At 60.1% G+C, this 22,786-nt stretch carries 18 protein-coding genes and 1 other RNA gene; 12 read left to right on the top strand and 7 right to left on the bottom strand.

The window, feature by feature from the left end; translation table 11 throughout:
* Positions 1-45 precede the first annotated feature (45 nt).
* The 4 genes from ssrA (at position 46) to WA845_RS07350 (ending at position 1,718) form a co-directional block, all read left to right on the top strand.
* Positions 46-417, top strand: a transfer-messenger RNA (tmRNA) gene (ssrA, locus tag WA845_RS07365).
* Between the two features lie 230 nt (positions 418-647).
* Positions 648-1,160 carry a ClpXP protease specificity-enhancing factor SspB gene (locus tag WA845_RS07360; RefSeq protein ID WP_112553883.1) on the top strand — a complete coding sequence of 171 codons (513 nt, stop codon included), beginning with the start codon at positions 648-650 and terminating at the stop codon, positions 1,158-1,160.
* A 38-nt stretch (positions 1,161-1,198) separates the two neighbouring features.
* Positions 1,199-1,402 (top strand): DUF4169 family protein, encoded by a 204-nt coding sequence (locus WA845_RS07355; RefSeq protein WP_035209709.1) that lies wholly within the window; start codon positions 1,199-1,201, stop codon positions 1,400-1,402.
* A 106-nt stretch (positions 1,403-1,508) separates the two neighbouring features.
* Positions 1,509-1,718: a ribbon-helix-helix domain-containing protein gene (locus tag WA845_RS07350; RefSeq protein ID WP_035209777.1), complete on the top strand. Its 210-nt coding sequence runs from the start codon at positions 1,509-1,511 to the stop codon at positions 1,716-1,718.
* A gap of 373 nt (positions 1,719-2,091) precedes the next feature.
* Here the strand turns inward: WA845_RS07350 and WA845_RS07345 are convergent, their stop codons facing one another.
* From WA845_RS07345 to WA845_RS07330, 4 genes are all read right to left on the bottom strand, one after another.
* Positions 2,092-5,790, bottom strand: coding sequence for an AsmA family protein (locus WA845_RS07345; protein ID WP_112553885.1), 3,699 nt, complete (start codon positions 5,788-5,790; stop codon positions 2,092-2,094).
* 91 nt (positions 5,791-5,881) lie between these two features.
* Complete coding sequence (locus tag WA845_RS07340; protein WP_112553887.1) at positions 5,882-7,294, bottom strand: FAD-linked oxidase C-terminal domain-containing protein; 1,413 nt, start codon at positions 7,292-7,294, stop codon at positions 5,882-5,884.
* Between the two features lie 131 nt (positions 7,295-7,425).
* Positions 7,426-10,575 (bottom strand): efflux RND transporter permease subunit, encoded by a 3,150-nt coding sequence (locus WA845_RS07335; protein WP_022556577.1) that lies wholly within the window; start codon positions 10,573-10,575, stop codon positions 7,426-7,428.
* The gene (locus tag WA845_RS07330) at positions 10,572-11,738 is read right to left on the bottom strand and encodes an efflux RND transporter periplasmic adaptor subunit (RefSeq protein WP_337322241.1); all 1,167 of its coding nucleotides are present in this window, start codon (positions 11,736-11,738) and stop codon (positions 10,572-10,574) included. The genes WA845_RS07335 and WA845_RS07330 overlap by 4 nt, the downstream gene beginning before the upstream one ends.
* 223 nt (positions 11,739-11,961) lie before the next feature.
* On the opposite strand from WA845_RS07330, the gene WA845_RS07325 reads away from it, so the two are divergent.
* From WA845_RS07325 to WA845_RS07305, 5 genes are all read left to right on the top strand, one after another.
* A complete protein-coding gene (locus WA845_RS07325) occupies positions 11,962-12,372 on the top strand; it encodes a carboxymuconolactone decarboxylase family protein (protein ID WP_112553891.1) in 411 nt (136 codons plus the stop codon).
* Between the two features lie 102 nt (positions 12,373-12,474).
* Positions 12,475-14,949 (top strand): ATP-dependent helicase, encoded by a 2,475-nt coding sequence (locus tag WA845_RS07320; RefSeq protein ID WP_333898460.1) that lies wholly within the window; start codon positions 12,475-12,477, stop codon positions 14,947-14,949.
* A 103-nt stretch (positions 14,950-15,052) separates the two neighbouring features.
* On the top strand, positions 15,053-15,865 hold the full coding sequence (locus WA845_RS07315; RefSeq protein WP_034498809.1) for a glycosyltransferase family 25 protein: 813 nt from the start codon (positions 15,053-15,055) through the stop codon (positions 15,863-15,865).
* Positions 15,866-16,137: 272 nt separating this feature from the next.
* Positions 16,138-16,620, top strand: a complete 483-nt coding sequence (locus tag WA845_RS07310; RefSeq protein WP_045531899.1) for a DMT family transporter — start codon at positions 16,138-16,140, stop codon at positions 16,618-16,620.
* Positions 16,617-17,042, top strand: a complete 426-nt coding sequence (locus WA845_RS07305; RefSeq protein ID WP_022556583.1) for a DMT family transporter — start codon at positions 16,617-16,619, stop codon at positions 17,040-17,042. The genes WA845_RS07310 and WA845_RS07305 overlap by 4 nt, the downstream gene beginning before the upstream one ends.
* A 12-nt stretch (positions 17,043-17,054) precedes the next feature.
* Here the strand turns inward: WA845_RS07305 and WA845_RS07300 are convergent, their stop codons facing one another.
* The gene (locus tag WA845_RS07300; protein ID WP_045531901.1) at positions 17,055-18,341 is read right to left on the bottom strand and encodes a DUF2778 domain-containing protein; all 1,287 of its coding nucleotides are present in this window, start codon (positions 18,339-18,341) and stop codon (positions 17,055-17,057) included.
* A gap of 451 nt (positions 18,342-18,792) precedes the next feature.
* On the opposite strand from WA845_RS07300, the gene pncA reads away from it, so the two are divergent.
* Entirely contained in the window at positions 18,793-19,419 is a 627-nt protein-coding gene (gene pncA, locus WA845_RS07295; protein ID WP_112553893.1) for a bifunctional nicotinamidase/pyrazinamidase, read from the top strand.
* Between the two features lie 80 nt (positions 19,420-19,499).
* Here pncA and WA845_RS07290 read toward each other — a convergent pair whose 3' ends face one another.
* On the bottom strand, positions 19,500-19,736 hold the full coding sequence (locus WA845_RS07290) for a DUF2164 domain-containing protein (RefSeq protein WP_337322240.1): 237 nt from the start codon (positions 19,734-19,736) through the stop codon (positions 19,500-19,502).
* Positions 19,737-19,902: 166 nt separating this feature from the next.
* Here WA845_RS07290 and WA845_RS07285 point away from each other — a divergent pair, with 166 nt between their 5' ends.
* Positions 19,903-20,622: an AzlC family ABC transporter permease gene (locus tag WA845_RS07285; protein WP_045531905.1), complete on the top strand. Its 720-nt coding sequence runs from the start codon at positions 19,903-19,905 to the stop codon at positions 20,620-20,622.
* Entirely contained in the window at positions 20,619-20,933 is a 315-nt protein-coding gene (locus WA845_RS07280; protein ID WP_004442758.1) for an AzlD family protein, read from the top strand. Before WA845_RS07285 ends, WA845_RS07280 begins: the two co-directional genes overlap by 4 nt.
* Here the strand turns inward: WA845_RS07280 and WA845_RS07275 are convergent.
* Positions 20,930-22,771, bottom strand: a complete 1,842-nt coding sequence (locus WA845_RS07275) for a M24 family metallopeptidase (RefSeq protein WP_112553895.1) — start codon at positions 22,769-22,771, stop codon at positions 20,930-20,932. The two genes, WA845_RS07280 and WA845_RS07275, sit on opposite strands and share 4 nt — an antisense overlap.
* Positions 22,772-22,786: the final 15 nt, after the last annotated feature.

The raw sequence follows: 22,786 nt of genomic DNA, 5'->3' as shown, positions 1-22,786 counted from the left end.
TTGCCGGCGTCAAACACGAAACCTTTTCATCGAATTGTCATCTCCCCCCTTTTCTCAGCCGGTCGAAACGCCTATATGAGCCTTGCCGGGGCAACCCGGCTATGGCGATAAACGGTCGGTGTAATAAACCTATTGGACCCGGGGGCGGTACCCGGCGCCTCCACCAAAAACCGGCGGCTTTAAGATGAAAGGCCGGCTTTTGATGGGGGCGAAATAGGATCGACAAGGGTGTAAAGATCGAACTTTTGCTCGGCATGATACCGCCGTTATCGGGTCACAAGTGTAGTTGCAAACGACAACAACGCTAAGGAATACGCTCTCGCTGCCTAATGGCGGTGCGGGAATTCCGCTCTAAAGCCCTCACGGTTAGCCCCGTGAGGCGGGGTTCGGAGGTACCTGGCAACAGAAACCTCCACCTTCTCCATTTTGCCTGAATTGGTTATATGATAGCTGACTTGCGGACAGCATCGGCTTTTCCATTGCTGCCGTTCGGGACATTGCGTATACTTGAGCAAAGCGTAACCATCCGGATCGGAATTGATCCCGGCTCAAGGATTACGCAGAGATTCAAAGTGTTACAGCGTCCTTGGTACCCAAGGCGCGCCGTGCATGAAAAAGACGTTCGAATAAGGGAAAGACAGGACCGCATGGGGCAGGATCATATCCGTTACGACATTCTCGCACAGGATGCCCTTCGCGGCGTTATTCGTAAGGTATTGGGCGAAGTGGCCGCCACCGGCCGTCTGCCCGGCGACCACCATTTCTTCATTACCTTCTTGACCGGTGCACCCGGTGTGCGGATTTCGCAGCACCTCAAGGCGAAATATGCCGAGCAGATGACCATTGTCATCCAGCATCAATTCTGGGACCTGAAGGTCACCGAAACCGGCTTCGAAATCGGTCTCTCCTTCTCCGATACACCGGAAAAGCTCGTCATTCCCTATAATGCCATCCGCGGTTTCTACGATCCTTCCGTGAATTTCGAACTTGAGTTCGATGTCCCCCTGGCGGACGAGGAAGAAGTGGAAGACGCGGAAATCACCGCATATCCGGTGTCGCACGAGGCGAAGCCGGCTTCCGCTTCCGAAACGCCCAAGGCCGGCGAGGAAAAGAAGGAAGGCTCCGTCGTCTCGCTGGATGCTTTCCGCAAGAAGCAATAACGCCTGCCTGAGCGCGAAACCCGAGGAGACGTATCCGCATGGCCGCCGATATCGTCAATCTGCGCCAGTTCCGGAAGCAGAAAGCCCGCAGCGAAAAAGAAAAACAGGCGGAGCAGAACCGCCTGTCCTTCGGACGCACCAAAGCGGAAAAGAACCTCACATCAGCCCTGAATGAAAAGGCCGAAAAGGCACTTGACCAGGGCCGGCTCGAAAACGACGCTCACGAGCCCCGGAAGGACTGAGACCGGCCTGCCTAGGGACAGACAGAGCCAGCAAATCGGAAAAGAATCGTAAAACAGGGGCTTGCCGGCAAAACATGATTCAGATTTCCAGCCAAAGACCGATCTGATGATCCGCAAGCATTCCACGACGTTGCACGGCCACCGGACCAGTATTTCGCTTGAGGACGCCTTTTGGGATGAGTTAAAAATCATCGCGGAAAGACGCAAGATCAGCTTCGCAGCCCTGCTGGCCGAAATCGATGACAACCGCCCCTCCGACAGCAATCTGTCTTCGTCGCTACGCGTTTATGTGCTGAACTGGCTCAAGACCCGATAAATTCACGACGGAGTCACCCGGCGACGCCAGCCCGCAATTTATGTTCGCCGACTACAAAACATTCCCGCCGAAAACTGGTAACGCTGCGAAAGTATTCATTAAACATTCGCGGACTAATCTGCGCTGCAAGGCATTCCCGTATTGCGTAGCCTTGTTTCCTGCCTTTGTCCGAACCTCCCCGTCCAGACATCCCCCGATGGGGATACCCAGGGTTTCTCCGGGAACAGCCAAGCTTTCTCCCCTTCATTCACTGTCTCTTCAACCGTTTCGGACCTGAAAGTCCGGATTGCGGGGTAGCGACCGGAGCCGGTCCAGACCGCGGACATGGAACCGAAGCAGAGATGAAAAGCGACGCCGAGCCCTTTTCGGAAAATTACGGATTGGCGGGAGCATTTTCCGGGGCGAGTTCCCGGATTGCATTTTCCGTCGGTGGCACCACCAGAACCGGCGCTGACTGCGGCTGCGGCACGGGCTGCTGCTGTTGCTGCTGCAAACGTTCCTGCTGTTCCTTTTCCTGCCGCAGACGTTCTTCGGCAGCAGCCTTCAGCCGTGCTTCTTCCTCTGCCTTCGCCTTGGCTTCCGCCTCCGCCCGTTCCTTTTCCGCCTGCCGCTCAGCCGCCTGGAAACGATAAAGCGCCACTTCGCGGCGCAGGCGTTGCTTTTCAAGGACGCTTGCCTGCATTGCCTCCACCCTGCGCCGCTCCTTTTCGAAGGCCCGGAGGGACAGGTAGTTGGTGAGCGCCGAAACGTCGGTTGTCAGGGCTGGCGCAGCAAGCGGACCGTTGTAATTCAGGCGCAAAGACGGTTCGGCGCCGGCAACCGTTTCGGTGCCGGGATTGAACAGGAGATCGAAGTCGCCATTCACCGTGAAAGCAGCAAGATCAACCGTCGCATCGGCTGTCAGCGTCAATGGATCGATCGCCGCCCGCAAATTCTGGAAATGCAGCGCACCACCATTCACCGAGAACGGCAGGGATACATCGCCGAGCCCGATCTCGCCCTGCCACAGGCTCTGGTCCACCAGCGGCCGAACTTTCGGAGCATCGATCGGCTGCTGCAAGCCATCCGCCGCCTGCAGGATTGGCGGCAGGGCACCGGGATTGAGCCCCTTCAGCACCAGCCCGCTGGCCCGGATTTCACCCGAGCCACCCGCTGATTTCAGCATTTCACCAACGCTTTTGCCGGTCGATTCTGCCGTGAGATCAATGGCCACGCGGCCGGTCGCAACCGGACCGTTCGCATTCGCCCAAAGGATCGGCTCCGGGTTGGCGTCGGTTACCGCGATCTTGGTGCGGAAAATGCCCGCCCCCTCGCCCGTGGACATCGCAAACCGTCCTGCAATCTTGCCGCCCATGAAGCCGCCGGTGATGTCGTCGAGTGCGAGACTGCCCGAATCATGCGTTACCTTGGCCGTCAAACCCGTGACCGTGCCGAAAGGTCCAGCCTCGAAGCTTTCCGCCTTGAGCGAGAGAGACGCCTTGAGCTGCGGGAAAGCCGGCATGGCCAGCGGCTTGGCATTGAGGCCGCCGGTTTCCGGATCGATCACCGGACCATAGATTGCGTCGCCAAGCCAGGCGAGATCGGCGGTCCGGACTGAGAGATCGCCGCTGACGGAATGGGGCGCGGCGCGTTCGAACGTCAGATTGCCGGAGAAGGGATTACCGCCTGCCTGTCCGCCGACAGAAGAAAGCGCAATTTTTTGTCCATCCACCACAACCTTCGCATTGGCCTTCACCGCCATGCCCCCACCGAGCTGCGGCAGCCCAACGGCATTCATGATGAGATAGGGCTCGATATCAGCGCTTTCGAGAACGACATCGGCGCTGCCCTCACCGAAATTGGCAGCTGAAACGGCAAAGGAGCCGTTCGCCGAAAAATGTGTGCGTTCCGTCGAGAAGCGGATATCGGTCTGTGCCGGCGCGCCGAGCGTGCCATTGAGCTTGACCGACAGGAGGCCCTCGCCGTCAGCGTCGAAGGGCAACGGGTCAAGTCCGGCCTGGCCGAACAGGATGGCCGTCGACTGGTTTTTCAAGACAGCTTCCAGCGACATGGCCGTGTCATCGGTGATCGACAGGAAATCCGGCATCTTGGCGACGGCGGACAGCCGGCTGCCGTTAACGGTACCGGAGACGGCAACATTGGCGCCGCCGTTTTCGCTGTTGACCGAGACATCCATTGCAAGGTCGGAATTGGCGTACCATGGCGCGCTGGCCGCCAGGCGGCTCAGGAAGGGATGAGCAGGCAGTTTCTGCTGCAGCATCGTAAAGAACGGCTGCATATCCGCCGCGTGCAGGTTCACCGTGCCCTTCCCCGCATATTTCAGCAACGACCCCTGCAATTCGCCTTTTGCCCTGACCTCTGCACCGGCGATATCGCCGGCCGTCATATTTTCCAGCGAAAGAACCCCGCCCGCCATCGTGAAGGCGGTCTCGACATGATTGGCGGTCACCCCGGCTATGTTGAACCGGTCGGCCTTGAACTTCGCAGTAATGCGGTGGTCGAGAACCGAGCTTCCGACCTGATCGCCGAGCGCCAGACTGCCGAGTGCCTTCAGCGCGTCCAGGTCGATTTCGTTGCCCGCAAGATCGATCGAAAGATTGGAGGTCTTGCCGTCGGAGCGCCGTTCCAGCTCGCCTTTCAGCGACGCGTCGCCGATGGCGAGCTCCAGATTGTCGAAGCGCTGGTTCAGCGTCGTCAACGAGACATCGGCAGAAAAGCCGGCGGCATTGAGTTGCCGGATGGCCGGATCGACGGAGCCGGAAAGCCAGTTCGCCAGCCCCGAGGGCTGGTTGGACGCAACGAGCATATTGCCGTTGAAGGCCGGACCACCAAGCAGGGTCAACGATCCCTTGGCCTCCAGCTGGGTTCTTCCTGGCAACGTCGCCACCGCATTCACCACCTGCCAGCCGCTGCCCTGCGGCCGAACATCCAGCCGGATGTCACGAATGGTCGTGTCGTCGGAAACCAGGGCGGGAAGGCTGATGCTCGCCTTGCCCGGCACCGGCGGTACGGGAATGCGCGCCACCATGGCGGCAAAGGCCTCGATGCGCTGGCGCACGGAAACGGTGGGCTGGCGCGAGGTCTTGCCCGTCTGCACGACAGGCGGCGCAAAACGTGCGACATCGATCTGCTGGCCATCGGCCGTCAGCAGGAATTCGGGCTTGGCGCCGGTATCGAGCGTCGCCTCTCCGGTCACGACATAGGGATTTTCGTTACCGCCGAGTTCCATGCGGTAGCTCGGTATACGCACGCTCTCATTGGTCAGTTCAAAACTGCCGCGGGTGCGCGGCGAGGAGAAGAGTGATTGCCCGGCCTGTTTCTGCTTTTCGTCTTCCCTGAAGCTGAAAGAAAAGGAACCGCTATAGGCGGGCTTTCCCGCCGCTGCGGCAATGACGCCATCCAGATCGACCTCGACGGGATGCTCATCCGGCACGACACGGACGCGAAGGCCCATGCGGCCATTGGCATAATCAGGTTCGCTGCTTGAGAGGGAGAAAGAGCCGGGATGCCCGTCGACGGCAGCCCGCCCGTCCGCCTTCCATGGTCCGGCCAGCGAATTGGCGGACATATCGGCGGTAAGACCGGTGATCAGGCGGTTGCGGCCCGATTGCTCGTCGATGAACTCGATCTGGCCGCCCTCAATCTGCACGCTTTCCAGAACCACGGTTCGGGCGGGAATTTCCGCGCGGCTGCCGCGCATCCAGTCCAGCGTGCCGTCTTTCAGCAGCCTGATCTTCGCCTTGGGTTCCTCGATGCGCATGTCAAAGATGCGCGCCTCGCCGGAAAGGAAGGGCGCGAGCTCGGCGTCCATGGAAAAACGCGCGACCTGGATGAGCGGCGATCCATCGGCATCCGTCCCGGCCCGGACGTCATGCAACGTTACCGAAGGGAACGGCAGGATGCGGGCCTCGACGCGGCCATGCACCACAACCTTCTTACCGAGAATACGGCTCGCCTGATCCTCAAAATCACGGCGGAAATCCGTCCAGTCGACGAAATAGGGAATAAGCAGCGCCGAAAACAGCACCACCGCCAGCAGTCCGCCCAGAAAAACCAGAATACGCCCGAGCACTGACCTGCATCTCCCTTCACGAACGCTGCAAACCTATTCTTTTTTGCCTTAACGGCAAGCAGCCTTTTGTACCAATCAAATGTGAGAACGATCAGACAAGACGGAACAACTTGCCCGGATTGAAAATGTTGTCCGGGTCGAGCGACATTTTGATGGCGCGCATCACATCCAATGCATTGCCGGCCTCTTCGGCGAGGAAACTCATCTTGCCCTGTCCTATGCCGTGTTCGCCGGTGCAGGTGCCGTCCATGGCGATGGCGCGGCGGTTGAGACGGGCAACGAAGGCTTCGGTTTTCGCTACGCTTTCCGCATCTTTTCCATCGAACAGAATAAGGACATGAAAGTTCCCGTCGCCGGCATGGCCGACGATCGGTGCGAGAAAGCCGTTTTCCTGGATATCCAGCTGCGTTTCAACCACGCAATCCGCCAGCCTCGAAATCGGCACGCAGACATCGGTGGAAAGCCCGTCGAGATGGGGCGCAAGCGCCCGCGAGGCCCAATAGGCGTCATGCCGCGCCTTCCAGAGCTTGTTGCGTTCGGCGGCATCGCTTGTCCAGCGGAAGTCGATGCTTCCGCATTCAGCCGCGATTTCTGCGAACTGCTGCGATTGTAGCGCCCCCGTCTCCTCGGTGCCGTGGAACTCCACGAAAAGCGTCGGCTTCTCCGCATAGTTCAGGCCGGAATAGGCATTGCAGGCCCGGACCTGGACCTCATCGAGCAATTCGATACGGGCAACCGGAACCCCCATCTGGATCGTCATGATGACGGCATCGCAGGCCGCCTTGATGCTGTCGAATGTGCAGACGCCGCCGGCGATCTTTTCCGGTATGCCCTGCAGCCGCAGCGTCACCGAAGTGATGACGCCGAGCGTCCCCTCGGCCCCCACGAAAAGCCGCGTCAGGTCATAGCCGGCAGACGACTTCCGAGCGCGGCGCGCGGTGCGGATTTCCTCGCCGTTGGCGACGACGGCGGTAACGGCGAGCACATTGTCCTTCATCGTGCCGTAACGCACGGCATTTGTGCCGGAAGCGCGTGTCGAGGCCATGCCGCCGATCGAGGCATTGGCGCCGGGATCGATCGGGAAGAACAGGCCGGTATCGCGCAGATAGACATTGAGGTCCTCGCGCGTCACGCCCGGCTCCACCGTCACATCAAGATCTTCGGCATTCACCTCAATGATGCGATTCATCCGGCTGAAATCGATGCAGATTCCGCCGCTGGGCGCATTCACCTGCCCTTCCAGCGAAGACCCCGTCCCAAACGGAATCACCGGCACCTTATATTGCGAGCAGACCTTCACGACGGCCTTCACATCATCAGCACTCTCCGCAAAAACGACGCCGTCAGGCGCCTGGAGTGTCAGATAGGTGGTGGTGTGGGCGTGCTGCTCCCGAAACGCCTGTCCGGTCTGGAGCCTGTCGCCGAGTTGCTGCTTCAGAACGGCGAGCGCAGACGCAATGCCCTCTTCGTTACGCTTTCCTGCCACCACATCTTTCAACGCCATCGTCCGTCTCCACCGCAACATCAGCCCGTAAAGGATTCGATCCGTTACGAAATTCCGTCAGGTGGTATGGGATAAGGTTAACGCTTTGTCCAGCCGCGCAATGGCGCCAGACGGCAAGGCGGCAACCGTTTTTATTCCGCAGCAAGCAGCGGCTTGTCCTCTTCCAGCGCCTTGCGGCGGGCGGCAAGTTCCAGTTCGCGGTGAAGGCGGATTTCCTCATCCGCTTGCGGTTTGGCGAAGCGGGCGATCAGCAGGTAGGAGACCGGTGTGATGTAAAGCGTCACCAGCGTCGCGAAGCCCAGTCCGCCGACGATGACCCAGCCGAGCGCGATGCGCGCCTCGGCGCCGGCTCCCTGCGCCAGAACCAGCGGCACGCCGCCAAGGATGGTCGCGATCATCGTCATCATGACAGGACGCAGACGGATGCTGGTGGCTTTTTCGATAGCTTCCCGCACGGTCGCACCCTGATCACGCAGATGGTTGGCGAATTCAACAATCAGGATACCGTTCTTCGCCATGACGCCAACGAGCAGCACGAGGCCGATCTGGCTGTAGACATTGAGGCTGGAGCCGGTGACGAGCAGCGCGATGACGGCACAGGCAAGGCCGAGCGGCACCGTTGACATGATGATGATCGAACTCAGCACGCTTTCGAACTGCGCGGCAAGCACGAGGAAGATGATGGCAATCGCGAAACCGAAGGTGAGCAGCATGCCGCTCGAATTCTCCTCCAGTGTCGCAGCCTCGCCCAGCGGCAGCAAGCGTGCACCGGGCGGCAGGACGGATTGCGAGAGCTCGTTCACCTTTTGCAGCGCCTCGCCCAGCGAAACGCCGTCCTTGAGGTTGGCGGTAAAGCCGACGGAGGGAAGCTGCTGTTCGCGGTTGAGCTGCGGCGCGACCGCATTTTCCTTGAGCGACGCGATGACCGACATCGGCACGATCTTGCCGTCGCCCGTCTTCAGGAAGACATTCTCAAGATCGGTCGGATCATTGATCGGCCGGGTGGAGGACAGGAGCCGCACCGGGATCGCATCGCCATCCACGAAGACGTCGACAATCGAGCGCCCTTCCAGCAGCGACTGCATGGCGCGAGAGAGGCCGGTGATGTCGATGCCGAGATCAGACGCGCGCTCACGGTCGATGGAGACCGAAATCTGCGCCTGATTGGGTTCGTTGTCGAAACGTGGCGTATCAAACAGGCCGCTTTCTTCCATGGAAAGCAGCAATTTCTGCGTCGCCTCTGTCAGCGCCGCATAATTGCTGCCGACCATCGCCATCTGCAATCCGTTGCCGGCGCCGCGAATGCGGAGGCTGTTCGGCTGCATCGCATTGCCCCGCAACGCCGGAACCTTGTTGGCGGCAGAGGTGACATCGGCAGCGATCTGGTTCTGAGTGCGATCTCGGTCGGCCCAGGGCGCCAGCGTCAGCACCATGAAGCCGGTATTGGACGAGCCGTTCATGCCAGTGATGGAGTAGATGTTACGGATTTCCCCGCTGTCGCGTAGCGGCTGCAGGTTTTCCTCGATCCGCTGCAACTGGTCGCGGGTATATTCGAGGCTGACGCCCTGCGGCGCGGTGACCCGCATCATGATAGAGGCGCGGTCCTCGCGCGGCGTCAATTCACTCTGGATCATGCCGAAGGCGATCCATGACAGGCCGGAAAAGATGAGCGCAACGACGATGACGATGAGGGGGTTGTTGAGGCAGGCGGACAGCGTTGACTTGTATGTGGAGGCAAAGACATTACCGAACCAGGCGAGCGGCCCGGTCGGCTCCTTCAGTCCCTCCTTCAGCATGCGCGAAGCAAGCATCGGGCACAGCGTCAGTGCCACGATGGAGGACAACCCCACCGCGAAGGCCAGCACAAAACCGAATTCACGGAACAGGCCGCCAAGCTGACCCGGCAGGAAAGAAAGCGGAATGAACACGGCAGCCAGCGTCGCCGTCGTCGCGATGACGGCGAAAAACACCTCCTGCGTGCCGAGAACGGCAGCGGCCCGGGGCCCCATGCCTTCCGCCCGGCGGCGCACGATATTTTCCAGCACCACGATGGCGTCATCGACCACCAGACCAGTCGCCAGAACGATGGCGAGCAGTGTCAGGATATTGACGGAGAAGCCGACCATATAAATGGCGACAATGGTGCCAATCAGCGCCACCGGCATGGTGATCGCGGGAATGAGGGTGGCGCGCCAGTCGCGCAGGAAGAGATAAAGCACCACAACGACGATGATCGCCGAGAGCCCGAGCGCCAGTTCGACCTCGTGCAGCGCGCCTTCGATGAAGACGGCATCGTCACTGGTCACGACGACACGCGTGCCCTCCGGCAGATTGGCCGACATGGCGTCGACTGCGGCTTTCACACCGGTCGAGATACTGAGCGTGTTTGACTGTGCCTGGCGGATGATGCCAAGACCGACGCCCTGAACGCCGTTCGAGCGCAGCGACGTGGATTCGTCGTCCGCCCCCAGCATGACGGTCGCCACGTCCCTGAGGCGGATATTGTTCTTGATGAGAAGATTGGAAAAATCCTCGGGCTTTGTCAGGCTCGCGGTGGCGCGCACGACGATATCCTGCGTCGTGCTTTTCAGCGAACCCGCAGGCACATCGAGCGCTGCACTTGCCAGTGCATTGGAAACGTCGGTCACCGTCAAACCACGGCTGGCGAGTGCCGCCTGATTGAGGTCTACTCGAAAGACCTTTTCCTGATCGCCGTAAAGTTCCACGTCCGCCACACCATCGACGGCGGCCAGGCGGTCGATGATCTCGTCATCCACCAGCTTGGTCAGGTCTTCCATGCTGAGCGTGGAGGATGTAACGGCAAGACGCATGATCGGCTGGCTGTCGGAATCCGCCTTGATGATCTGCGGCTCGTCGGCATCGTCGGGCAACTGGTTGGTGACGCGGCCAATGGCGTCGCGCACATCATTGGCCGCAACGGCCATGTCGACATTGTCGCCGAATTCCATCGTCACGCGGCTGGTGCCGAATTGTGAGTTGGACGCGATGGATTTGATGCCGCTGACACGCGCCACCGCACCTTCGATGGTCTGCGTTACCTCCTGATCGATCGTTTCAGGCGCGGCACCTTCATACGTGGTCCTGACGCTGATCGTCGGCCGGTCGACGTCGGGCAATTCGCGCACTTCGACGCCGACCAGAGCGGCGAGGCCGGCAACGACCAGCAGCGTGTTAAGGACCGCGGCCAGAATTGGCCGACGCACGAACAATGCGGTAAAGGCGAGCTTGGAATCCTGACCAGAAGGCGGCTGGGTCGTCATTGGCTGGCAACCTCCTCGGGCTTGGGCTGGTTGCCGACCCGCACCGCCCCGCCTTCGCGCACGCGCTGCAGGCCCTCAATCACGACAGGTTCGCCTTCCGCCAGTTCAGCCTCGACGAGAACGGCATCCGGGTTGCGCTGCACGATCTGCACCCGCACCTTGTTGGATTTATTGTCAGCCACACGCCAGACATAGGAGCCTTCCGCATCCCACTGCACGGCCAGCGGATCAACCGAGGCATAAGTTTCCCCGGCGAAGCGCATGGTGACGCCGAATGACATGCCCGCCCTCAACTCATCCTTCTCATTTCCGAACTTCGCCCGGATGCGGATGGTGCGGCTCGCCTCGTCGACACGGTTGTCGACGGCCTCGATCTCCCCCTTAAAAGTCTCACCCGGGCGCGAAATCGACGTGGCCTCCACCGGCATGCCGATCTTGATCGCAGTCGCGAAACGCTCGGGAGCCCAGAAATTGACGAGAATTTCAGACCGGTCGTCAATGCTGACAATGGTGGACTGCGTCGTGACATTGTCACCGATATTGGCGGCGACGATACCGGCCACGCCTTCGATGGGCGCGACGATATCACGCCGCTTGAGATTGAGTTCGGCGGTGCTCAGCGCAAGCTTGGCGGCTTCTTCGGCAATCTGGGCATCCAGCACGTCGAGGCGGGAAACGGATTTCAGGTTCTTGTAGGAATTGGATTTTTCGACGGCGCTGCGCAGCGCCACCTGCGCCTTGTCGCGTTCGATCACCTGCTCCTCGTCATCGAGCCGCGCCAGCACCTGCCCCTTCACGACGCGTGCGCCGGACGATGTACGAATTTCAGAAAGCGTGCCGGAAACCTGCGGCATGACGACGACGGACTGGATCGCCTCGCCATTGCCGATGGCGTTCAACCGGTCGTTGACCGTGCCTTTCTTCACAGGAGCGGTCACAACCAGTGTGGCGTTATTGTTGCGGCGTGCACCACCCGCATTCTGTCCCGTCGGCGCGCCGGCCGCCGATCCGCCGGCTGCGGCGACTTCGACCGAAGCAGCGGGTGCTTTGACCAGCCCGATGCTGGCGAGCATATTGCGGGCGTCGGGCGAATAGACGCCCCAGAGACAGAGACCTGCCCCCACCACGGCCAGACTGACACCCACCTGTTTCCAGACCCGCATATAGTTCTCCGGTTGATCATCGCAGCATAAGAAAGCCCCTGAAGCTCAGGCTTCGGGACATCAGCAGTATTCCCCGTCGTTTAAAACGAGGCAACGCACAAATACGTTTCTTACGTAATTGTAATTTGTGATGGATTCTCGTCGAGCACACCATAAACGCTATATTATCGCAAATATTGTTCAGCGCGGTAGTCTGTCAGCACGAAATGAGCCGGAGGAAGCCATGAGCACCGTCACGAAAACACAAAATCCCGAAGCCGATCCGCGCGTGAAAGCGGTGTTCGATGATATCCGCACCACCCGCAAATCGGACTTCATCAACAATATGTGGCTTTACCTCGCCTTTGATCCTGATCTTCTGGAAAAGACATGGGCCGAGGTCAAGGCGGTGATGGCGACACCCTCGGCGCTCGACCCGCTGGTGAAGGAAATGCTTTACATCGCAGTGTCCGTCACCAATGGCTGCTCCTATTGTGCCCATTCCCATACGGCGGCCGCGAAAGCCAAGGGCATGACGAATGAACAGCATGCCGATCTGATGCGGATTATCGCGCTCGCCGCCAAGACCAACCAGCTTGCGGTGGCCCTTCAAGTGCCTGTCGATGCCGCTTTTGAAGCCGACCAGAGGGCATGAACCCGAAATAATGCCTTGGAATAGGCGTTTTGAGCGGCGATACCGGAATAAAAGCAGAACGCGGTTCTGGCCTTTATATCCCGAATCACTACATTGGGCCGCATGAGCAACAGTTTTGACGATATGCCGTTCTTCGATGAGGAACCCGTGGCGCCGCGCAGGGCGACGAACAATGCCCCTTCGGAAAACGGCGGCGGGCTTGGCATTGCCGCCCGCGCCATGGCTGCGCGCGATCAGACGCGTGCCGCACCCGATTATCTTTCCGGCCTCAACCCGGAACAGCGCGATGCCGTGGAAACGCTGGACGGGCCGGTTCTCGTCCTCGCCGGCGCCGGCACCGGCAAGACCCGTGTTCTGACAACCCGCATTGCCCATATTCTCGCCACCGGCCGCGCCTATCCCAGCCAGATCCTCGCCGTGACCTTCACCAACAAGGCCGCACGCGAGATGAAGGAACGTATCGGCGTTCTCGTCGGGGGCGCTGTGGAGGGCATGCCCTGGCTTGGCACGTTCCACTCCATCGGCGTCAAGCTGTTGCGTCGTCACGCCGAACTCGTCGGCCTGAAGTCGGATTTCACCATTCTCGATACGGATGACGTGGTGCGGCTGATCAAGCAGCTCATCCAGGCCGAAGGTCTCGATGACAAGCGCTGGCCGGCCAAACAGTTCGCCGGCATGATCGACGGCTGGAAGAACAAGGGCCTGACGCCGCCGGATATTCCTGAAGGAGACAGCCGCGCCTTCGCCAATGGCAAGGGCCGCGAGCTCTATACCGCCTATCAGAACCGGCTGAAAACGCTGAATGCCTGCGACTTCGGCGACCTTTTGATGCACCCGATCAGCATCTTCCGCCGCCATACGGATATTCTGAAGGAGTATCACCAGAAGTTCCGTTACATTCTGGTGGACGAATATCAGGACACCAACACGGCGCAATATATGTGGCTGCGGCTGCTTGCGCAGCGCGCCAAGGGCGAGCCGCAAAACGTCTGCTGTGTGGGTGACGACGACCAGTCGATCTATGGCTGGCGCGGCGCGGAAGTGGACAACATCCTGCGCTTCGACAAGGATTTTCCCGGCGCCAAGGTCATCAAGCTCGAACGCAATTACCGCTCCACCGAGCATATTCTCGGCGCGGCCGGCCACCTCATCGCGCATAATGAGGGACGCCTCGGCAAGACGCTGTTTACCGAACGCAGCAGCCCTGACGACGAAAAGGTCGTGGTGCATGCGGCCTGGGATTCCGAGGAGGAAGCCCGCGCAGTCGGCGAAGAGATCGAGCAGCTTCAGCGCAAGGGTCACCTGCTGAACGACATGGCGATCCTCGTCCGCGCCTCCTTCCAGATGCGCGAATTCGAAGACCGTTTTGTCACGCTCGGCCTCAATTACCGCGTCATCGGCGGCCCGCGCTTTTATGAGCGCCTCGAAATCCGCGATGCCATGGCCTATTTTCGCCTCGTCTGCCAGCCGGCCGACGATCTCGCCTTCGAGCGGATCGTCAATACGCCGAAGCGCGGCCTTGGCGATACGACGATCCGCAACCTGCACGACTATGCGCGTGCCCGCGACATTCCGATGCTGGCGGCGGCGGCCGACATCATCGAAACCGACGAGCTGAAGCCGAAGGCGCGCAAGGCGCTGTTCGATGTGGTGCAGGATTTCCGCCGCTGGCAGGGTCTGCTCGAAAACACCGAGCACACCACGCTTGCCGAGCAGATTCTCGACGAAAGCGGCTATACCGCCATGTGGCAGGCCGACAAGACGGCCGAAGCGCCCGGACGCCTTGAGAACCTGAAGGAACTCATCCGCTCGATGGAAGCCTTTGAAAGCATGCGCGGTTTCCTCGAGCATGTCGCCCTCGTCATGGATGCCGAGCAGAACGAAAATCTCGATGCCGTCTCCATCATGACGCTGCATTCCGCCAAGGGTCTGGAATTCGACACCGTCTTCCTGCCCGGCTGGGAAGAAGGCCTGTTTCCGCACCAGCGGGCGCTGGATGAAGGCGGCCGCTCCGGTCTGGAGGAAGAACGTCGTCTTGCCTATGTCGGCATTACGCGTGCCAAGAAACTCTGCCATATCTGGTTCGTCTCGAACCGGCGCATTCACGGGCTGTGGCAATCCACCCTGCCCTCGCGCTTTCTGGATGAACTGCCGCCCGCCCATGTCGATGTCGCAGCATCCGACAGCAATTACGGCGGTTATGGCGGGCGTGGTGGCTACGGACAATCGCGTTTCGACAAGGCAGATCCCTTTGCGAACACCTATTCCACCCCGGGCTGGAAGCGTGCGCAGCAGAACCGTAGCGATGCCACCCGCGACAACTGGGGCACGCGCTCCGGCCATGCGGTAGAACGAATCGGTTATGGCGAAAGCGGCCCGCGCACCCGCACTATTGATGGGGAACTGGTGGCCAAATCCGTGGCCGACACGCCGTCAAAATTCTTCGTCGGCGACCGCGTCTTCCACATCAAGTTCGGCAACGGCAATATCGCTGCCATCGAGGGGAACAAGCTCACCATCGACTTCGACCGCGCCGGCCAGAAGCGCGTGCTGGATGGATTTGTGGAAAAGGTTTGATTCAACAACTATGAGTGCCTGAAGGCCGCTTTTCCCATAGCCCACGTCACGCCATTGCAATAAAGGAGTTGCAATGGGATGTGAGAACCGGGTGAGGACTGCTTTGCATATATTGCCGAAAAGCCAGCGCAAGCTTGCGGTTTTCCTGATCAACATGGACGGCGCCACCAAGCGCCTCGCGGATATGACCGCGCGCCTTGATGCCATGGGTCTCAAGGCGGAGCGCATCCCAGGCGTCAATGGCAGGGAGCTGAATTATCCAATCCCGGAATTCAGCGAAATTTCCTATATGCTGATGCATGGCCGCCGCACGTCACCTCCGGAAATCGGTTGCTATCTCAGCCATGTCGCCTGCGCCCGAAAATTCATGGAAGGCGATGCCGATATCTCGCTCATCCTCGAGGATGACGTGATCTTCGATGATGATTTTCTAAATGCGATTGATGAGGCGGCGCTGAATGGCTCAGACTGGGACTTGCTGCGTCTCACGACGGTCAGCAATGGCCGGAAATTTCCGTTCCGTCCGCTCTCGAACGGTCGCTCGCTCGCCATTGCGCTGACACGCGAAAAAGGCTCAGGCGCCTATCTCGTCAACCGTCGCGCCGGGCAATGGATATCGAAGCTCATCCCGATGCGGCTCGCCTACGATATCGCCTTCGATCTTGAATATCTCTCCGGCTTGAAGGCCGCCTTCATCTATCCGCTCTGCGCCACACAGGATGCGGATGGTGAAAGCCAGATCCAGAACAATCTGCGCATTTACCGCCTGCCGCGCTGGCGGTATTTCACTGTCCTGCCCTATCGGGCCTATCTGGAAACCAGCCGGTTCCTGCTGCGCGGTATTCGCTTCGCGGTCGCCAGGGCGCGCGTTGCAATGGAACGCGGCAAGGGCAACGCCGCCCCAGCCGGTCATTGATCGCTCCGTCTTACACTTCGCCGGGCGTGAAGCCGATGAGATAAATTGCCGCCACAACGGCTCCGACAATAAAAATCGAGACGACGAAAATCGTCATCCGGTTCAACGGTTTGCGTGTCGTTTTCTTCATGCTGCAATAATGCGTGGCCACATCGCTTGTTCCGCAACGCACAGGATAATCCCGTCCAAATCCGCCAGCTCTCGCAATTCGATTCCGATTCACGCGCAGATGGGCTAAAGCTCGTGTCCATCTTCAGCTTTTCCGATCCGACATGACAGACACGACGCATCCACGCCTGAATCCGCTGCATCTCGCCGCCGCCTTCGCCAGCGGTTGTCTCTTGACGCTGATGGTGCATTTCAACGGACAGCTGGCCCATTACGGCAACGCGCTGTTTTCTTCCTGGACGGCGCACGGCACCGGCACGGTGGCGGCGCTGGTCTATCTGGCTATCATGCGTTCGAAGAAAGACCTTTCGGCCCCGGCAAAACCGAAAGCGCCGCTCTGGGCCTATTGCGGCGGCGTTGTGGGTGCCGCGATCGTCATCCTCACCTCCACCGCCGTCAATTCACCGCTTGCGCTTTCGGGAACCATTGCGCTCGGACTTGGTGGACAGGTCATCTTCAGCCTTCTGGCTGATATTTTCGGTCTGTTCGAACTGCCCAGAAGAAAGCCGGACCTTCGGGACATGGCGGCAGTGGCGCTCATTCTGTGCGGCAGCGCACTCATCATCCTTGTCGGGAGAACGGCATGATCGTCTGGATCGCCATGGCCTTTACCGGCGGCGTCTTCGTGGCGCTGAGCCGCCAGATCAACGGCCGGCTCAGCCTGTCAAACTCGCCGCTCATCGCGTCTTTCTGGAACCACATCGTCGGCTTTGCCGTACTGACCGTGATCGGACTCGTTGTCGGCGGCCTCATTCCACCGGGTGCGGCCGATGCACCCTGGCTTGCCTTTATCGGCGGCCCCATCGGCGTCGTCTTCATCGCTTCGGGAAGCTGGCTCATCCCCCGCATCGGCGCGGTCAACACCGCGCTTCTGGTCATAAGCGGCCAGATGGTCTCAGGTGTGATGCTCGATCTTTTCAGCGATCATCCGCCGAAAATCTGGGCCAGCGCTCTCGGCATCCTGCTCATTCTGGCCGGCATGGTGCTGACGCAGCGGCGCAGCCGTTAAATATTCGCGCAATCACGAGTCGCTGCCGCGCGAGAACATGCCGAGCAGCGTCTTGCCGCCGCTTTTACCACCGCTGCTCGCGAGCGTCGGGCGGTTGCCGTTCAGCTTCGGCACGACCACCATGCGCTTGACCTCACCGCGCTTGAAGGCCGCGAGGAAGCGGGAATAGTCGCGGAACACGACGCAGCCATTGGACTCGCCGCGTTTCGCTAGCATGTATGTATGGGCAAGAAGCCCGTCGCGGCCGTGCGGATTGACACCATTTTCCGGCGTCAGGCGAATGGCTTCAACGCCGTGGAAGCGCGCCTCGCGCATTGTCAGCTTGTAGCTTGAAGGCGGTGTGGACCCGCGCATCTTGACGTGAACATAATCGGGATTGTCGCGCATCTTGCCAATACCGGAATGCGCTTCCAGTTTCTCGCCATTCGGCATGTGCACCACACCGGAAGAAATATCGTAGATCGCCGTGCCATTGCCACGGTCAGGCCACGGAACCGCATCCATCTTGCTTGGCTCACGCATCGGATTATCCGGTTTCGCGAAGGCCAGCATGGCGCCGGTGCTCTGTTTCGGCGCCTGCGGCGCCCGCAGCGGAACGGGCGCATCGAAAGCAGGCGCAGAGGCGACAGCGGGAACGCGCTCATCCGCCTTGGCAGTTGCCGCAGGACGCGGTGACGGCTCGACCGTTTGAGCTGTCGCGACATCAGGTCTGAAGCTTGGCAGCGGCACGTCGTCGGGGAGCAGACTGCTTGCCTCTTCCTCGACCTGCGGTCGGGCCAGCGCCACTTCGAATGCCGGATGCTGCGGAACGGCGCTCTGATAGGCAACCTCGGAGGTGCGTCCAAGCGCCGAATCGACGATCGCGGAAGGCTGAAGCGCGGCAAGTTCCTTGACGGTCGCCTGTCCTTTGGCGTTTGCCGCCGCGCCAAATCGTTCGCCGAATTCTTTCGCGCCGATCTCCGGCATGATGCCGGCAAGGCGGACGGCCTTCTGCTGGCCGTGACTGTGGTCGCTCAGGCGCGAAAACTTGCGGACGTGAATATCACGCGCCGCCGTGCGGGCAATCGCCGCCTCGGCGGTATCCAGCCTTGCCACAAGCGTCTTTTCAAATTGTCCGACGCCATGCGAGGCGGCGGCCATGCTGTGCAGCGAAGCGAAAGCGGCAAAGGCAAAAAGGCCGGCAAAGGCACCGCCACCAAGAAGCGCCGACATTCGCCCGAACGAGAAGGATTTGCCTCTCTTGAGGGAATGCGAACCGGCAAGACCGGCGCCGTTATAGGCCGCAGCAGAAAACGCCATGATACTCGTTACTCGAACCGTTCACGCATACCCGGCCGACGCCGGAGGGATTTTGGGACATCCGAAGAACGGGCGAACACCGGGCCGCTTTCGGAACTGACTGGTTCGAAGCATGACGAATTATGGTAACCAAAGTGTTTACGAGTCCCTGCAAAAATATTTCGTTAAGGTCTGCGCATTGTGGGGCTAAGGCAAAACAATGACTTACGCGGATACCGTGTGCTTGTGCACCGCGTGGTCCCGGGGAAGCGCCCTAATGGCGTCATTGGCCTTGAAAAATTTCCGCCGTATTGTCAGGTAATTTCCGACTTTGCCGGAAATTTGCTGGAAATGCGGCAGGAGTGCGACATGAAAGGTCGCTGCTCCCCACCACAGCACATGCCGGGCAGGCGGAAAAAGGCTTGATCCCCCAGGAGCAGCTTGGCATCCTGCCCGGAAAAGGGAGGCCATCATGAAGGCGTTGCTGCTCATCGATATTCAGAACGGTTTCTGCCCGGGCGGCAATCTGGCCGTTGCCGATGGAGACAAGGTTGTGCCCACTGCCAATGCCCTGATCGACAATGGCGGCTACGACCTCATCGTCGCCTCGCAGGACTGGCACCCGGAAAACCACGGCAGTTTCGCCTCGCAGCATCCCGGCAAGAAACCCTTCGACATGGGCGAACTCTCCGGCAAACCGCAGATGATGTGGCCCGACCATTGCGTGCAGGGCACGGCGGATGCGGAATTCCACCCGGATCTGAAGACGGAAGCTTTCGACTACATTCAGCAGAAAGGCGAAAACCCCGCTGTCGACAGCTATTCCGCCTTTCGCGACAATGACCAGGGCGCGACGACGGGGCTTTCCGATTATCTGACCCGACAGGGCGTGACGCAACTCGATGTCTGTGGCCTCGCCACCGATTATTGCGTCAGTTTTTCGGTGCTCGATGCGCTGGACATGCTGCCCGGCGTCAAGGTCCGCTTCATCGAAGATGCCAGCCGCGGCATCGACCCGCAGGGTATAAAAGCCGCTATTGCGACGATGCGTGAAAAAGGCGCGATCATTCTTAAAAGCCGCGACATATTGGGCGATTAAAGGGAGCTGCGCCTACCAGTTTACCGATTGCCGTGCTCGCCACAGGAGCCCTTTTGATAGGCCTCTGCGCAGTGGGTGCATCAGCGCGGCTTCGGTTTCTCCAGCACGTCTATATCCCCCGCCCCGTCCTCAAGACGTCTCAGAATCGCCGCCTGCGCATCGCGAAGCCCCTGATTGTAGAACACATATCCCAATTCCTCCGCCAGAAAATCCACGAAGATTTCCGCCTGCAGAAGGCCGATTTCAGCTTCGGCTTCCCGGGCAAGATAGTCCCGGACACGTGCGGCCAACGCGGCCTTCTCCTGCTTCTCCAGCATCGATCTTCCATGGTCTGATTATTTAGCGGCGTCGGAAGACGGCGACGAGACCGTCAGCCGGCACCATACCGTAACGGAAGCTTCAAGTTAATCAATCGATCCATTCATGCAATTCGTTTGCCAGTCGGACGGGACGGCGATAGAGCGGCGGCAAGGAGTTCCAGAGATGTTCAATAAAGATTTTCGCGAGGGATTGAAGGGCGGTTTCCCGATCGCCCTCTCCGCCGCCCCTTTCGGTGCGCTGTTCGGCGCGGTCGCGGTCGATAACGGGCTGAGCGTCACCGAAGCCACGATCATGAGCGGCACCGTCTACGCCGGTGCAAGCCAGCTCGTCGGTATCGAACTGTTCGGCCAGAAGGTTGCCCCCTGGCTGATCGTTCTTTCCGTGTTCGCCGTCAATTTCCGCCATATCCTCTATTCCGCCGCCATCGCCCGAATGATCTCGAACTGGTCATTCCTACAGAAGGCCGCGGGTTTCTTCGTGCTGGTGGATCCGCAATTCGCCGAATCGGTGAGGAAATACGAAAATACCGGCACGGTGGGCTTTTCCTGGTACATGGGCTTTGCGGCACCCGTTTATGTGCTGTGGCTGGCCATGACCATTCTCGGCGCATCGCTCGGCAATATGATCGGCGACCCGAAAGCCATCGGTCTCGATGTCCTGCTCCCGATCTATTTCATGGGCATGGTGCTGAGCTTCCGTCAGCGAGAAAATTTCTACCCTGTCATGCTGGCAAGTGCAGTCGGCGCAACGGTTGCCTATCACATCGTCGGTTCGCCGTGGCATGTCAGTCTCGGCGCCGTCGCCGGAATTCTCGTCGCGGTCCTCTATCCGCCGAAACCGAATGGCGCGACGAATTCTGAGAATGGGGTGGAAACGCCATGAGTAACGTTCTGCACGCAGATACGATTTTCCTGATCGCACTCGCCGCCATCGCCACCTATCTCACCCGCATCGGCGGTTATGTGTTGATGACGCGGATGAAATCCATCCCGCCGCGGATGGAGGCGGGCCTGAACGCCGTTCCCGTGGCGGTTCTCACCACACTCGTCGCACCCGCCTTTTTTGAAGGCGGATACGAGGTGAAGATCGGCATGGTGGGCGCCCTTCTGGTCTGCCTGCGCTTTCCCGGCCTGACGATGCTCGCCATCGGCTGGGCCATCGTCATCGCCATCCGGCATTTCGGGCTGCTTTAGGCAACCCGCTCCAATGGCTTGGTCGCCGCAACGAGCCACACCTTGACTTCTTCGTCGGTTATCAGGGGAGAAAGCTTCTCCAGGACGCCTGCGTGGTAGGCATTTAGCCAGTTGAGCTCCTCGTCAGTTAAAAGTGCGGTGACCACCAGCCGTCGGTCAATGGGGCACCATGTCAGCGTCTCGAAAGAGAACATCGGCTGGTCGCCTCCGGCCACCTCTTCTGCCTCGCGCACATAGATGAGGTTTTCGATACGGATGCCGAAGGCACCGGGACGATAATAACCCGGCTCGTTCGACAGGATCATGCCGGGCAAAAGCTCCTGTGTCGACAGCCGCGAAATGCGCTGCGGCCCCTCATGCACCGAAAGATAGGAACCGACACCGTGGCCGGTGCCGTGGGCATAATCCGCGCCAGCTTTCCAGAGAGCGATGCGCGCCAGCGGATCGAGATCGCAACCGCGCGTTCCCTTTGGAAACCGTGCGGTGCTTATGCCGATCATGCCCTTCAGGACCAGCGTGAAGAAGCGCTTCTGCTCCTCCGGAACGCTGCCGACGGCAACGGTGCGGGTGATGTCCGTGGTGCCGTTGACGTATTGCGCACCGGAATCGACGAGGAACATCTCACCATCGGCAAGTGTTCGATCCGTATCTGTCGTGACGCGGTAATGGATGATGGCAGCATGTGCGCCGGCCCCGGAAATCGTGTCGAAAGAGACATCCTTGAGCGGGTTTTGCAGTCCCTGCCCCACCTTGACGCGAGCCGCCTCCAGCGCCTTGACGGCGTCGATTTCCGTCACCGTGCCGGGCTGCTGACGATCCAGCCAGCAGAGATATTCAACCATGGCCGCCCCATCCTGCACATGGGCGGCGGCGGAACCGGCAAGCTCAGCTCTGTTCTTGCGCGCGCGGGGCAGACGCACTGGATCGGCTTCCTCGATCAGGGAGCCGCCCGCTGCGGTAATTGCGCCGGTCAGCGCCACTGGCGTCAGATCGGCATCCACCATCACCCGGCCCTTGGCGCTGGCAATGGCGTGCAGGCGATCCGCGATCTTCGACGGCGGCAATTGTGTCGCGAGCTGCGCCAGATAGGCCTCGGCCTCGATGCCGGTCTTGCGCTTGTCGAGAAAAATATCGGCCCTGCCATCTGCATAAATGATCGCGCGGGCGAGCGGGTGCGGTGTATGCGGCACGTCGTTGCCGCGAATATTGAAAATCCAGGCGATGGACGATGGGTCGGTCACCAGCAGCGCATCTGCCCCCTTTGCGGAAACGGTTTCCGCCAGTGAAGCAATCTTCTCCTTCGCCAGCTTGCCGGTAAATGCCTCTGGCTGGATGACGACGGGCTCCAGCGGTTCGGAGGGACGGTCCTGCCACAGCGCATCGAGCGGGTTCTTTTCCAGAAGAACGATTGAACCGCCCTTGCCGGCGATCGCCTTTTCAAGCCGCTTCAATTCGGCGCCGGTGTGCAGCCACGGATCGATACCAAGCCGGAAACCCTTTGGAGCATGTTCGGCAAGCCAGACGGAAGGTGGCGCACCGACCAGATCACCACCAGTGAACACTGTCTGGTCAACCTGCGAGCTTAGCTGCGTCGTGTAGCGCCCATCGACGAATACCACCGCTTCCTTCCGCGTTACCAGTGCAATGCCGGCGGAACCGGTAAATCCGGTCAACCATGAGAGGCGCTCGGCGCACTCAGGCACATATTCTCCCTGATATTCATCGGCGCGCGGCACCAGAAACCCATCGATACCGAGGGCATCGAAACCGGCGCGCAGCGCCTCGACGCGAGCCTTGCCGAATTGCGGCGCGGATTTGTTTTCGAAGGTCTGGAACATGGGCATCTTTCGGGA

The sequence above is a fragment of the Agrobacterium sp. CMT1 genome, assembly GCF_037203725.1.
GTDB classification, from domain to species: domain Bacteria; phylum Pseudomonadota; class Alphaproteobacteria; order Rhizobiales; family Rhizobiaceae; genus Agrobacterium; species Agrobacterium pusense.
Note: the sequence above shows the minus strand (reverse complement) of the source record. Positions and strands in the feature narration are given on the sequence as shown.

What these genes read in the sequence shown, in the direction of transcription:
- WA845_RS07360 (WP_112553883.1), top strand. Translation starts at nt 648, where the DNA reads ATGGGGCAGGATCATATCCGTTACGACATTCTCGCACAGGATGCCCTT.
- WA845_RS07355 (WP_035209709.1), top strand. Translation starts at nt 1,199, where the DNA reads ATGGCCGCCGATATCGTCAATCTGCGCCAGTTCCGGAAGCAGAAAGCC.
- WA845_RS07350 (WP_035209777.1), top strand. Translation starts at nt 1,509, where the DNA reads ATGATCCGCAAGCATTCCACGACGTTGCACGGCCACCGGACCAGTATT.
- WA845_RS07340 (WP_112553887.1), bottom strand. Translation starts at nt 7,294, where the DNA reads ATGGCGTTGAAAGATGTGGTGGCAGGAAAGCGTAACGAAGAGGGCATT.
- WA845_RS07335 (WP_022556577.1), bottom strand. Translation starts at nt 10,575, where the DNA reads ATGACGACCCAGCCGCCTTCTGGTCAGGATTCCAAGCTCGCCTTTACC.
- WA845_RS07330 (WP_337322241.1), bottom strand. Translation starts at nt 11,738, where the DNA reads ATGCGGGTCTGGAAACAGGTGGGTGTCAGTCTGGCCGTGGTGGGGGCA.
- WA845_RS07325 (WP_112553891.1), top strand. Translation starts at nt 11,962, where the DNA reads ATGAGCACCGTCACGAAAACACAAAATCCCGAAGCCGATCCGCGCGTG.
- WA845_RS07320 (WP_333898460.1), top strand. Translation starts at nt 12,475, where the DNA reads ATGAGCAACAGTTTTGACGATATGCCGTTCTTCGATGAGGAACCCGTG.
- WA845_RS07310 (WP_045531899.1), top strand. Translation starts at nt 16,138, where the DNA reads ATGACAGACACGACGCATCCACGCCTGAATCCGCTGCATCTCGCCGCC.
- WA845_RS07305 (WP_022556583.1), top strand. Translation starts at nt 16,617, where the DNA reads ATGATCGTCTGGATCGCCATGGCCTTTACCGGCGGCGTCTTCGTGGCG.
- WA845_RS07300 (WP_045531901.1), bottom strand. Translation starts at nt 18,341, where the DNA reads ATGGCGTTTTCTGCTGCGGCCTATAACGGCGCCGGTCTTGCCGGTTCG.
- pncA (WP_112553893.1), top strand. Translation starts at nt 18,793, where the DNA reads ATGAAGGCGTTGCTGCTCATCGATATTCAGAACGGTTTCTGCCCGGGC.
- WA845_RS07290 (WP_337322240.1), bottom strand. Translation starts at nt 19,736, where the DNA reads ATGCTGGAGAAGCAGGAGAAGGCCGCGTTGGCCGCACGTGTCCGGGAC.
- WA845_RS07285 (WP_045531905.1), top strand. Translation starts at nt 19,903, where the DNA reads ATGTTCAATAAAGATTTTCGCGAGGGATTGAAGGGCGGTTTCCCGATC.
- WA845_RS07280 (WP_004442758.1), top strand. Translation starts at nt 20,619, where the DNA reads ATGAGTAACGTTCTGCACGCAGATACGATTTTCCTGATCGCACTCGCC.
- WA845_RS07275 (WP_112553895.1), bottom strand. Translation starts at nt 22,771, where the DNA reads ATGTTCCAGACCTTCGAAAACAAATCCGCGCCGCAATTCGGCAAGGCT.